At 59.5% G+C, this 11,894-nt stretch carries 10 protein-coding genes, 1 tRNA gene and 4 pseudogenes; 6 read left to right on the top strand and 9 right to left on the bottom strand.

Annotated features, from left to right (window positions below; all coding sequences use genetic code 11):
- Nucleotides 1–121 (top strand): annotated as a pseudogene (locus tag LOM8899_RS16750) (integrase core domain-containing protein); the annotation flags it as partial.
- A 687-nt stretch (nt 122–808) separates the two neighbouring features.
- Here the strand turns inward: LOM8899_RS16750 and LOM8899_RS16745 are convergent.
- The 3 pseudogenes from LOM8899_RS16745 to LOM8899_RS16735 all read right to left on the bottom strand — a co-directional run.
- Nucleotides 809–1,670: pseudogene (locus LOM8899_RS16745) on the bottom strand (transposase); the annotation flags it as partial.
- 36 nt (nt 1,671–1,706) lie between these two features.
- Nucleotides 1,707–2,086, bottom strand: a pseudogene (locus LOM8899_RS16740) (integrase core domain-containing protein); the annotation flags it as partial.
- A 14-nt stretch (nt 2,087–2,100) separates the two neighbouring features.
- Nucleotides 2,101–2,361: pseudogene (locus LOM8899_RS16735) on the bottom strand (transposase); the annotation flags it as partial.
- A 259-nt stretch (nt 2,362–2,620) separates the two neighbouring features.
- On the opposite strand from LOM8899_RS16735, the gene LOM8899_RS16730 reads away from it, so the two are divergent.
- Nucleotides 2,621–2,694, top strand: a tRNA-Gly gene (locus tag LOM8899_RS16730).
- Nucleotides 2,695–3,272: 578 nt separating this feature from the next.
- On the opposite strand, the gene LOM8899_RS16725 is transcribed toward LOM8899_RS16730, so the two are convergent.
- A complete protein-coding gene (locus LOM8899_RS16725; RefSeq protein ID WP_093993406.1) occupies nt 3,273–3,989 on the bottom strand; it encodes a response regulator in 717 nt (238 codons plus the stop codon).
- Nucleotides 3,990–4,133: 144 nt separating this feature from the next.
- Between LOM8899_RS16725 and mce the strand changes: the two genes are divergently transcribed.
- Together mce and LOM8899_RS16715 are read left to right on the top strand one after the other, a co-directional pair.
- Nucleotides 4,134–4,538: a methylmalonyl-CoA epimerase gene (gene mce, locus LOM8899_RS16720; RefSeq protein WP_093993386.1), complete on the top strand. Its 405-nt coding sequence runs from the start codon at nt 4,134–4,136 to the stop codon at nt 4,536–4,538.
- Between the two features lie 68 nt (nt 4,539–4,606).
- The gene (locus tag LOM8899_RS16715; protein WP_093993385.1) at nt 4,607–4,897 is read left to right on the top strand and encodes a DUF1467 family protein; all 291 of its coding nucleotides are present in this window, start codon (nt 4,607–4,609) and stop codon (nt 4,895–4,897) included.
- Here LOM8899_RS16715 and LOM8899_RS16710 read toward each other — a convergent pair.
- Nucleotides 4,894–6,096 (bottom strand): UbiH/UbiF family hydroxylase, encoded by a 1,203-nt coding sequence (locus LOM8899_RS16710; RefSeq protein ID WP_093993384.1) that lies wholly within the window; start codon nt 6,094–6,096, stop codon nt 4,894–4,896. The genes LOM8899_RS16715 and LOM8899_RS16710 overlap by 4 nt on opposite strands.
- Before the next feature lie 41 nt (nt 6,097–6,137).
- Nucleotides 6,138–6,782, bottom strand: coding sequence for a pyrimidine 5'-nucleotidase (locus LOM8899_RS16705; RefSeq protein ID WP_093993383.1), 645 nt, complete (start codon nt 6,780–6,782; stop codon nt 6,138–6,140).
- A gap of 101 nt (nt 6,783–6,883) precedes the next feature.
- Between LOM8899_RS16705 and LOM8899_RS16700 the strand changes: the two genes are divergently transcribed.
- Complete coding sequence (locus LOM8899_RS16700) at nt 6,884–7,537, top strand: GntR family transcriptional regulator (RefSeq protein WP_093993382.1); 654 nt, start codon at nt 6,884–6,886, stop codon at nt 7,535–7,537.
- Here the strand turns inward: LOM8899_RS16700 and LOM8899_RS16695 are convergent.
- A complete protein-coding gene (locus tag LOM8899_RS16695) occupies nt 7,500–9,296 on the bottom strand; it encodes a glycosyltransferase (RefSeq protein ID WP_093993381.1) in 1,797 nt (598 codons plus the stop codon). The genes LOM8899_RS16700 and LOM8899_RS16695 overlap by 38 nt on opposite strands.
- An 84-nt stretch (nt 9,297–9,380) precedes the next feature.
- Nucleotides 9,381–10,544, bottom strand: a complete 1,164-nt coding sequence (carA, locus tag LOM8899_RS16690; protein ID WP_093993380.1) for a glutamine-hydrolyzing carbamoyl-phosphate synthase small subunit — start codon at nt 10,542–10,544, stop codon at nt 9,381–9,383.
- A 172-nt stretch (nt 10,545–10,716) separates the two neighbouring features.
- Here carA and LOM8899_RS16685 point away from each other — a divergent pair, with 172 nt between their 5' ends.
- Nucleotides 10,717–11,175: a GatB/YqeY domain-containing protein gene (locus tag LOM8899_RS16685; RefSeq protein ID WP_093993379.1), complete on the top strand. Its 459-nt coding sequence runs from the start codon at nt 10,717–10,719 to the stop codon at nt 11,173–11,175.
- Nucleotides 11,176–11,232: 57 nt separating this feature from the next.
- On the opposite strand, the gene LOM8899_RS16680 is transcribed toward LOM8899_RS16685, so the two are convergent.
- Complete coding sequence (locus tag LOM8899_RS16680; RefSeq protein ID WP_093993378.1) at nt 11,233–11,748, bottom strand: DUF2244 domain-containing protein; 516 nt, start codon at nt 11,746–11,748, stop codon at nt 11,233–11,235.
- Between the last annotated feature and the right edge of the window lie 146 nt (nt 11,749–11,894).

The following is an 11,894-nucleotide window of genomic DNA, read 5'->3' as shown; positions in this document are numbered from 1 at the left end:
GCGGCATGGCGCGACGACTACAACCATCACCGCCCGCACTCGAGCCTCGACGGTCTCTCCCCGCGGGAGTATCACCAACGGTCAAGAGAAGGACCAAACCCCGAACAGAGCTAACTTATAGGCGAGGACTCCAAGGGGAGCTGGTCAGGTGCCACGCTGTATAAGCAGCATGCTGCGATCGAACTTGTAGAGCGGAAGCCTATCTTCCAGTCAACCTTCGCCTCTGATGGCATAGAGAGCCTACGTGAAGAACTCGCCTTCGAAGCCCGCAGCCGGCGTAGAGCAAACATCAATAGCTGGCAGTCAGCGCTATAACGAGCGCGTTCGCGTAGTGATGGGGTTCTGCGCTGGTGGCTTCGTACAGATTGAAGATCCCTAAGCACTTTTTTTGTGTATATTTGAATTCTGAAATCTCGTTGGTGCAAAGCTTGATTATACCTGCCGTCGATCGGTTGTCGCCCCCCAACGCTTATGCCGTACCGACGCTCTTGGAAATTCCAGCGTCAATTCTTGAAATTCTTTGATGACGATGCGGAAGCGTACTTTGTGTGCACCCGATACGCCGCCCCGCATGTTTCTCTCCCGAACCAGACTTTGGTGATACGCTCCACGAATGACAGCTTCCGACTTCCTGAATGGGTTACCGGCGTTTCCGCAGTGTCATCCTCGCAGAATGTCCGCTTCCACGATCTGACAATCTAAAGTTCGAAGTTGCAGAGAAGGTCTGCTCTTCGCCGATTCTGTGGAAAAACACCTGTTCGCGAGCGCAGAAACTTGGCGCTCTTGGTTGTCGCGGCTGCCTTTGTTATCAAGCTTTTCGCATTTGCTGCGGTGCAGGAAAGTTCTTAGCCAGTTTGCGAAAGTTTTGGGCGGTTACGGCGAGCAGGAATTCGTCTTTTGCGTCGCATGGTCCACGTAATCGGAGACGTCTCAGGCCGCGGTTGCGTTTGAGGTGGGCGAAGAGCATCTCTACCATTTTGCGTAGCCGCATTGAGATGGCGTATTGTCTGGTTTTTGCGATGTCTCGGGCGACCTGGCGGGCGTCTTCGTGTTCCTCGCGGGTGATGGATCTGGCATCGGCGTTCGGACAGCATTGCATTCTCGACGGGCATGCCTGGCAGGTCAGTTTCAGGGCACGGTATTTGGTTCTACCCTGTCCGGTCGGGCCCCGGTTCGGGTCGGAATAATTTCGCCGGAACTGCTTAAACGCTTGGCCCTCGGGGCAGATGTATTGGTCGTTCTCAGCGTACCATTCGAAGTCCGCCCGGCTCCAGGTGCCGTCGATGCGGTCGGATTTGTCGAAGACGGGAATACGCGGCGCGATCTGCGATCGACCAACCAGCCCAGAAGTGGCCCGTGCCATAGGCCGTGTCCGCGATCAGGCGTTCGGGATGCAGGTCGAACCTGACCTTCACGCGGTCCAGTATGGTGCGTGTCGTCCCGACTTCGGCCAGCCGGATTGGTCTAGTTGCTTCCACATCCACAATGACGCCGTGATCCGTGTCGATCAGGTAGTTGTCGGAGTAACTGAAGAATGCCGGTCCCTCGCGCGCTGCCGTCCACTGGCTGGCTGAGTCGGAATGTGAGGTGAACTTGGGCTGAACCTCGCTGGCGGCGCCGAAGGCTGCCTCATCCAGCGGTTCGAGATACTCGCGAACCGCGTGGGGTGCATCTGAACAGCCCCATCTGAGTGGTCAGTCTGATTGTTAGTACATGATTGGGCCTTGGTCCATCTGGGCAATGGTTTCGGGTTCCGCTGGGCGGTAGCCCAAAGCACTGTGTGGTCGTTTCGTGTTGAAGTGTTTCCTCCATTTTCGATCAGGATTTGGGGTTCGCGCAGGCTGTAGAAGATTTCGCCATAGAGCAACTCGTCCCTTAAGCGGGCATTGAAGCTTTCACAGTATCGGTTCTCCCAGGTGCTGCCCGGTTCGATGTAGGCCGTTTTTGCGCCAACAGCCTTGATCCAATCCTGCACGGTCTGAGCAATGAACTCCGGGCCATTATCTGTACGAATGAACGACGGGACACCGCGCAGGATGAACAGGTCGCTCAGGACATCGATTACGTTGCCTGAGTTTAGCGTGCGGAATTCTCTTCCGTCAGGTTCAGATGCACTTCGTCGCAAAGCCGCCGCTCTGACTGGATGGCAAAGCAATATCCGACCAGCAGCATCCGGATCAGCAGCTCGGGATCGACCGACGGGCGGCCCGTGTGACTGTAGAAATCCGCAAGGTGGGCGCGAATGCTACTCAGATCGACAAACCAATTGATCGATTGCAGCGGGTGGTCTTGCGGGACATAATCTTCTAGCGAGAACTCGTTGAACAGCACCGGTTGCGCTTCTTGCCTCGGCCCCATCATCGCCAATCCTCCGACCCATTGGCAGAATTGAAACAGGACCACACCCTTCGATAAAGCGTGAGTTTTTCAACGGAATACGCCCTGACCACCGGCCCTTGCCCTAGGGCCGCCTCAAATTCGAGGGGTGCGGTGCCAGAACGGGAGGCATGCCTGAACTTCAGGCGATTGAGGTTTTCGCTTGGCAGCAAACCAATTTGGCACAGCGCATTCGTGACTTCTTGACCTTACTGATAGGGTGAAATAGATCCGGAGAAGCAGAGCGGGCGTTGTGTAATGGTAAGACCTCTGCCTTCCAAGCAGAAGACGCGGGTTCGATTCCCGCCGCCCGCTCCAAGAATTTTTTTCCTACAGATACCCGACAAAAATTACTCTGCGTGTTGCGTAGGTACCTGATAATATGTCGAAAATATCGATCTCGACGGCAGTCTTCCAAGCTGATGATACGGGTTCGTTTCCCGTCGCCCGCTCCAAGAACGACCCAAGATCAGCCAAAGCAGCGTCTCGCGGGCCTCATGAATTGGACCTGTTTGTGAGCCCTAGGTTCGGGACGGAATTGGTGCTTTCCTGTGCTGCGGCATTGTATAGGATGCCGGGCCTATGATTTGCGAAGTGGATAGAGCCGAAATCTGGCCGCCATTCCCTCTGCAAATTGTATCTTAGGGCCACTTCTTGCTAGCGGCTTCAGCATTGAAGCTGCTCAGATGCCGTGAAGCCCTTCTGTCGAGACGAGGCATCTTGTCTGCACGTGATGGCGGACGAAAGCACGACTGCCAGCAACTGGCTCTGTCGACAGCACCGGACATAGGCACTTCTGACTCAGCAGAATATAGCTTCGCGCCGATCAGGACACGGCGATGCTGCAACGGCAATGAAGGTCGAAGCAGACTTGGCTTTCGCTCAACCGTGAGTGTTTACATCGGACTGGTTTCCGTCAGTCTGTTTTGAACCAACGCCGCCAACCTTGCAAATTCGGCTCGAACCGGGGCCCCTTCGCCATGGCGAGCGGCAAGTGCATCGACCGCATCAGACAAGGACACATCATGCGCGCTTCGGGCAACGCCACCAAGGAACTGAGTCAGGTAGTCGATGGCTGCTCCGTCCTCCTCGCCTGAGAGTACCTCCGCGACGTGAGAGAGATCATCGCGATAAGCAATTTGATCAGGCGCGATGAGATCGTCGCTGATCACTCGGGGGCCAACGGGTTGACGGTCGGTCGGGAGGAGAGAGAGCACCGCAGACTGAAAAACGGCGATGCGTTCGACGGGTTTCAACATGAACCCATCAGCGCCTGCTGCAGTCGCCACAGCCTCCATGTCCGGATCGCCACTTACAGCGATGATCGCGTCGACACGAGGAACGGCAGCCGACAGATCAGCGATCAGGTCCGCACCCGAGCCGTCAGGCAAAGTCATATCCACAATCACGACAGTTGGCCGATAGACTCGAAGATGTCTGCGCGCATGGAACAACGAGTCGGCGCGACGGATGCGTGCGCCGGAGCGAAGACACAGCAAACGGAAACCCTCCGCGGCGAAGCGACTGTCTTCGACAAGGAGCACGGTAACTCCCAACAAGGGCCGTGCAGAGGTTGGTGGACGTCCTTTCAAGAAGTCATCAAGCGTTTCCATTGTGTTCCCCAATTCGGTGACTTTGCTTAACCACAATGCAGCCATAGTGATTAATCCGAGGTTAAGATCATGGCGCGGCGACTCGCCGCCTTGCAGCAAGCGTTTGCGCGGGACATAAGCGGCACAGATTTTAGGAGATAAGCGATGATCGGACGGCTCAATCACGTGGCAATCGCAGTGCCGGACCTCGAGGCTGCGGCGGCGCAGTATCGGGATACGCTTGGCGCAGATGTTGGCGCACCTCAGGACGAGCCTGACCACGGGGTGACGGTGATCTTCATCAATTTACCGAACACCAAGATCGAGTTGCTGTTTCCACTTGGTGAAGACTCACCGATCAATGGCTTCCTTAAAAAGAACCCATCGGGTGGCATTCATCACATGTGCTATGAGGTCGATGACATTATCGCCGCTCGTGATCGCCTTGCAGAGCAGGGGGCGCGGGTGCTGGGAACCGGCGAGCCAAAAATCGGAGCGCATGGAAAACCGGTGCTGTTCCTCCATCCCAAGGACTTCAACGGTTGTTTGATCGAGCTCGAGCAGGCCTGAGCATTGGCCGTGGATCAGACCGAAATCGCCGTCAGACGGCATAGGCCAGTGATAAAAAGGGAAATTTAATGGGTATCGTCTCAGGCATCGTGCTTTTCGCCGTGATCTGGTTTCTGGTTCTGTTCGTGGTTCTGCCCCTCAAGATGACGTCACAGGGCGAGGCCGGCGAAGTCGTGCCGGGAACACATAGTTCGGCGCCCGCCAATGCTCAAATCGGCCGAAAAGCTCGGATCACGACCATTTGGGCCTTGGGAATCTGGGCCATCGTCGCGGGCACGATCCTGTCGGGTGTCATCACCGTGCGCGATCTCGATTGGTTTCAACGCATGTCCACGCCGGAGGTGTCGCAGGGCGACTAACCTCTAGCGCCTAGACCAAGTCGCATCAGGCCGCGACGTATCGGCTCCACGTCGTGAAGTGCCTTTATGCCATGAGCTCTCAGGCCTTGTAGCCACGCGGAACTGCTCTGCGAGGTTCTATTGAGAACCTCAACGCCCTTCACCCGAAGCAGAATGTCGGTGTGACGCTCGCGGTGATACCGATCAAGCATCTCCGGGCTGCCAAGTCTGTCCGGCGAGGCCAGGGCGAGATCACGCAGGCACGCCAGATCCGCGAGGCTCATGTTCAGCCCCTGTGCACCGATCGGCGGCAGGACATGGGCCGCTTCGGCAATCAATGCGACCCGCGCAGCCGCCATCCGATCCGCAATCTGACTGATGATCGGCCAGACCTGCGGCCCCGCCACCAGCGAGAGCGGGCCGTAGAGGCCGGCGCTGCGGTCGGTCGCGGCGGCGTTGAAGTCGGATGGGGCAAGACGGGCCAATCGCTGTGCTTCCGGGCCGTCGGTCATCCAGACGACGGCAGAACATGGAGAGCCGTCATGGTCGGGCAGGGGGACGAGGGTGAAGGGGCCCCCCTGATCGTGGATCTCGGTCGAGACATTGCCATGTGGCATGTCGTGAGTGACCGCGAAGCTCAGCGCCTTTTGGCCGTATCTGGACGTGCGGACATCTATTCCGACGGCGGCACGGACAGGACTTTGGCGACCATCGGCCGCGATCACCAACTTTGCGCTGATCTGGGACCGGTCACTCAGCGAAACCAGAGCCTCAGCGTCTCGGGCCACAAGTCGCTCAAAGCCGACACCCGGGCGGAAGCTGACGTTCGGCAGATCGCCAAGCCTGTCCAGCATCTCGCGCCGCAGAACCCAGTTGCGAAGGTTCCAGCCGAAAGGCGCGTCGCCAATGTCTGAGGCTTCGAAATCACGCGACACGGGAGGAGTGCCCGCCGGCCCGCTGATATCGACGATGCGCATGACGTTCAGTGGCGTTGCATCGGTCTTCAGCCTGTCCCACAGACCGGCCTCTTCTAACAGATCTCTGGCAGGCTGCAAAAACGCCGTTGTTCGCAGGTCCGATCCCGGGGCGTCACCGGTCGTGACAGGAGCGGTGGGGTCGACGCAGATCACCGAGAACCCGACGCTGCCAAAAACGGCCGCCGCCGTCAGGCCCGCGACGCCGCCGCCCGAAATGAAGATATCGACTTTTTCACGCTTCATGGCTTGGAGATAGGCCGTGGCCCGAGCGGAGGAAAGGGCTGTCAAACCAACTGCGACAAGAAAGCTGTGAGATCATCGGTGTGATGGTGGATGTGATCGTGCGGGGCAGGCGCCGCGCTGACGTGGACCGTGCGCATCCCCATGGCATGAGGGGCCATCAGATTGCGTGGATCATCCTCGAACATGGCGGCGACGTCGGGCGATACGCCGTCCTTTGCAAAAACCGTCTCAAACGCCGCGCGGTCCGGTTTTGGAAGAAAATTCGCATGTTCGACACCGTAGACCGCATCGAAGACGCCGTGCAGCCCGCGAGCCTCCAGCACTCTTTGGGCATAGGGTTCGCAACCGTTGGTATAGACGATCCGCCGGCCGGGAAGGGCGCGAATGTGGGCGGCCAGTTCGAGATCCGGTGTCATATGCGACAGGTCGATATCGTGGACATGGGTCAGATAAGGCGTCGGATCGACGTCGTGCTCTGTCATTAAGCCCGCGAGGGTTGTCCCGTAGGTTTCCCAGTAGTGTGTCCGCAGATGATCGGCATGAGCCTTGTCGACGCCCAGAGCAGAGGAGACGAATTCCGTCATGCGCACTTCGATCTGATCGAAAAGACGATCTGATGGCGGATAAAGCGTGTTATCCAGATCAAAGACCCACGTTTGGACGTGCGAGAACGATTCAGCAATCATGGGGCGAACCTAGTCCGGCCAATGCGCCCCTGCAACGGGTTTGGGTTGATCGTCGGGTGCACCCGGCGCTAGTCTGGGCCAGCGGTCACAAGGGGCGTGCAATGACAGATCAAAAAGCAGCCCAAAAGGATGCATACGGACTTATCCTTGAGGCGATTGACACAGGGATATACCGGCCCGGCGACCGGCTGGTCGAAAGCGAATTGGCGGATCGATTTGGCGTTTCTCGAACGCCCATCCGAGAGGCGCTGCAACGGCTCGAAACACAGTCACTCCTGACGCGCGATGGCCGATCCCTGATTGTCGCATCGCTGGACCATAATCAACTGGCGGAGCTCTATGTCGTCCGGGGGGAGCTTGAGGGCTTGGCTGCCAGGCTTGCGGCCCGGCACGCGACGCCCGAAGAGGTCCGGGTGCTTCGGGATATGCTCGAGGCCGATCATGCGCTGGTCGGCGATCCGAATGCGCTTAGCCGTGCGAACCGGCGCTTTCACCATCAAATCCACCTCGCATCGCACAATCGGTTCTTGGTGCGGCAACTCGATCTGGTTCACCGCTCGATGGCGCTTCTGGCGACCACCTCTCTCGAAGCGGAAGGGCGGCCAAGCGGCACATTGGAAGAGCATGCGGCAATCGTTCAGGCGATCGAAGCCGGAGACGGGAACGCCGCCGACAGGGCGCTTCGGGATCATATCTCGAAAGCCTTTGTGACCCGTCTCAAACTGGATGCTTCAAAGGTCGAAGCGGCGGAGTGACGGGGCTGCGGCCAATCTGGGCCGGCCAGTGAAACGCGCCGTGGCTCGTCTTGTCCCAATAGAACGGGCGGGTGACCATTTCCCACAGTGCCTTGTAGACCGCGATCGTGGCGAGAGGGAAATAGAGGTGCATCAAGGGCGCCCAGAGACCGAGCCAGCGCCGACCGGACCGGCGCGTCGCGATGAAGGCCGCGGCAAAGTTGACGATCTCGGTTAGCAAGAACAGGGCCGCCATCGACCACATGACCCCGACATGCACTGAGGCGCCCATCGGATGCCACAGCCCGAACGGAACCGCCCAGAACGTCCAGATCACCGGCGCGAGAACGAACTGACTGAGCGTCGCGAGATAGAGAACCTGAACGCCGAGAAAGCGCCAAGGGCCGACTGCCCGCCACAGAACCGTGGGCTTGGCATTATGCACAGCCCAGGTCATCGCATAACCCTTGAGCCATCGTGACCGCTGCCGGACCCAAGGCCATGCCCTTGCGTTCGCCTCCTCGCAGGTGACGGTATCAATCATCTCGACGCGGTAGCCGTTTCGGGCCAGCCGAAGGCCCAGCTCGGCGTCTTCGGTGACGTTGTGGGCATCCCAGCCACCAACCGCCTCGATCGCCTGCCGCCTCAGAAACAGGGTCGTGCCGCCCAAAGGCAGCACCAGACCCATTCGCTGCAAGCCCGGCAGGACGAGACGAAACCACGCCGCATATTCGAGCGTGAAGCACAGGGAAAGCCAGTTGCGAGAGGTGTTGTAGAAATCCAGAACCCCTTGCAGGCAAGCGACGTCCGGTCCTCGCTCTGCGAAGCGTTGCACCACTTTCGAGATCTGGTCCGGCGCCGGAGCGTCTTCGGCATCATAAATGCCGATCATGCTTCCGTGTGCAAAGTTGAGCGCGTAGTTCAGTGCCCTTGGTTTGGTTTGAACTGCGCCACTTGGCACGGTGATCACCTGCGACCACGAGGGAAGGGACGCGGCTTCAAGGGCCTCGCGGGTCAAGCTGTCCTCTTCTTCCAGAATGAGGCACAGATCGAGTTTCTCGCGTGGATAGTCCAGACGTTCCAAACGCGCCAACAGATGACTTGCGATTTCACGCTCCTTGAACAGCGGCACAAGGATCGAAACGACGGGCAGATGTGCCGGCACCGGCGCGGCCGGCACGTCCTTGGCGGCGGAGTCGCCTCTCGCAAAGTAGATCGCAAACGCTTTCAGCGCGGTCGAGGCGAGCAGGGTGAGGCCGGTCCATGCCATGACGATCCAGACAAGCAGTTCCGGCAATACAATGCAAAGCGCACCAAGAAGGCACAAACAGGTCAGGGCCAGCCTGCGCGTGCGCGGCAAGCTCCAGTTGCGGCAACTATATTCGGCAGGCGCTCGGTCCTCGGCATCCAGTGCCATTTGCCATCCGAATTGAGAAACCAGCACCTCCCGTTGCTTTTCACGGCTGCAAAGTGCGATCCGCACCTGTCCGAACGTGTCCTCCAACAGCTTCGAAGATCGGTGAAAGATATTCGGGTCATCGACGAGAACGACAGTGACGGAGCCGCATCTCTGCCATGGAAGCACGCCCAAGCGCACACAGGTCGACGGGCCTAGCGCCATCACGAGGCGAATGTCCGGACCGTCAATGGACGGGTCTACCCAGAGCGGCTGACCGGTTTCCGGCTTGGATGCCCCCGGCACCGAGGCCACAGCCACGAGGGCAGGGGGGCGCTGGGGCAGATCGACATCCACACCGATTGGTCGCTTGGTCTCAAACATCGGTCACCTTTGGCAGCGGTTCTCCGCATGCTTCAGGGGTGGACCATCAGTATTAAGAAAGACTTAAAATCGGCCTGAAATCGATCAGGCCGGTTGCTTTGACTTCATCGCGGCGGCAAATCGTTCAAACAGGTAGTAGCTGTCCTGTGGACCCGGGCTGGCCTCGGGATGGTATTGAACGGAGAACACCGGCCGGTCGACCATCCGGATGCCGCAGTTGGACCCGTCAAACAGGCTGACATGGGTTTCCTTGACGCCGGCAGGCAAGGTCTGGCTGTCGACGGTGAAGCCGTGATTCATGGAGGTGATCTCGACCTTTCCGGTTTCGAGGTCTTTGACCGGATGGTTCGCGCCATGATGACCGTGGTTCATCTTGATCGTGCGGGCGCCGAGGGCGAGTGCCAACATCTGATGGCCGAGGCAAATGCCAAAGACCGGCATGTCGGATTTCGCCATGACCTCTTTGATCATCGGCACAGCGTAGGTGCCGGTTGCCGCCGGATCGCCGGGGCCGTTCGACAGGAACAGACCGTCGGGATCGAGGGCGAGCACGTCCTCGGCCGAAGCCGTCGCGGGCAGCACCGTGACGTCGCAGCCGGCCGAGGCGAGGCAGCGCAGGATGTTCCGTTTCGCGCCGAAGTCGATCGCCACGACCTTGTGTTCCGCATCTTTGCGCCGAAGGTAGCCATCGGGCCAAGCCCAACGCATTTCGTCCCACTGATAGCTCTGGGTGCAGCTCACTTCCTTCGCCAGATCCAGACCTTCGAGACCGGGGAAGCTGCGGGCAGCGGCGACGAGCGCTTCGATGTCGAAGTTGCCTTCGGGGTCGTGGGCGAGGGCCACGTGCGGGGCACCTTGCTGGCGGATGGCGCGGGTCAGTCTGCGGGTGTCGAGGCCGCCGATCGCGATCCGTCCGTTGCGCTTGAGCCAAGCATCCAGTTCCTCGGTCGCCCGCCAGTTCGAGGGCTCTGTCGGATCCCATTTGACGACCATTCCGGCCGCGACCGGCTCCGCGGTTTCGTCATCCTCGGGGGTGGTGCCGGTATTGCCGATATGCGGGAAGGTGAAGGTCACGACCTGACCGGCATAGGACGGATCGGTCATGATCTCTTGATAGCCTGTCATCGCGGTGTTGAAACAGAGTTCCGCGGTCGTTTGACCGGTTGCGCCGAAACCGCGGCCCATGAAAATGGTGCCATCGGCAAGAGCAAGACAGGCGGTTGGCTTGGGATCCACACGATGCGGCATTGGGGCGACTCTCCTAGCGCAAAATCTTGGGGAACCTAAGGATCATATCAGGGGCGGTCAAGGCTGATAAGGCCGCAAATTGACGTTGGGCCGGGCTGTCTTCTGAGCGGTTGTCACACCAAGCCTGTCAGGGTAGAAGGCACCCTTGTCTACCACTCACGGGAACGGACGAATGGATTTGCGAAGCAAGGTCGATACGGCCCTGAAGGACGCGATGCGCGCGAAAGAGGCAGAGCGCCTTTCGACGTTGCGCCTGATCAATGCGGCGATCAAGGATCGCGAAATTGCCGCGCGGGGCGATGGCGAAGAGGCTGGCGTCGGAGACGATGTCGTCTTGTCGATCATGGGCCGCATGGTCAAGCAGCGTCAGGAAAGCGCGCGCGCCTATGAAGAGGGCGGCAGGCTGGAGCTGGCCGAGAAAGAGCTGGCCGAGATCAAGGTGATCGAGGAGTTCCTGCCGCGTCAGCTCTCCCCCGAGGAAAGCGCGAAAGCCGTCGATGCGGCGATCTCGAGCGTCGGTGCCACCAGCATCCGCGAGATGGGCAAGGTCATGGCCGTGCTCAAGGAAAAATACACCGGCCAGATGGATTTCGGCAAGGTCGGCCCGATGGTGAAAGACCGCCTCGGCTGACGAGTGGCCGGGGTGGGTATCAGCCCACCCGCGCGCTGTGCCGTTCGCGGCGAGACGTCACCTGTCCTGTGGCACCGGCCGCCTGATTTCATTGAGCTTTGCCGTGATTTCCTCGAGCAGGGCGCGCCGTTCATCGACGCTGAGAAACGCCCCGATCTCGACCTCGCGGGGGCCGCCCTTGAGCGTCAGGTAGTGCTCGATCCGGCCCTCTTGCCCGTAGTCGTGGACCCGCACCCAATGCGGGTTGGCCTCCCAGTCCTGCCGGGGGGCGCGGGGGTTGTGCCGGGTCAGGGTGAGTTTGTCATCCCAGAACCGCAGTTCTTCGAGGATACTGCCGTCCCGGTAGTTGCGTTGCAGCGCCCACCACGCACCGCCAAGAACCACCGCCACAAAGGGCAACAACCCCCAGAGGATCGGTGATCCGACCACCGCCAGAAGCGGCAGCGACACCATGCCGAAGGTCACGCCGAAGAAGGTCACGAAGCCCTTTTTGGGCAGCGACCTGTAGGGCCACAGGTGAAGCTCGGCCTGTGCGCCGCCGGTCGTGGAGGGGGGGAGCCATTCGTAGGGCATGACGCATAGCTAGCGGTGATCCGGCGCGTGTAAAATGTGTTATCTGGTCGCGCTTGGGTCTGTTGCCCCGATCTACGGCTGTTAAGCAATTCATGAACAGAGGGTTAAGAAAACTGCTGTGCTGGCCTGAATCGGGCTGATTATAC

The organism is Flavimaricola marinus (assembly GCF_900184895.1).
Classification (GTDB): domain Bacteria; phylum Pseudomonadota; class Alphaproteobacteria; order Rhodobacterales; family Rhodobacteraceae; genus Flavimaricola; species Flavimaricola marinus.
This window is presented reverse-complemented; position numbering and strand designations above follow the sequence as displayed.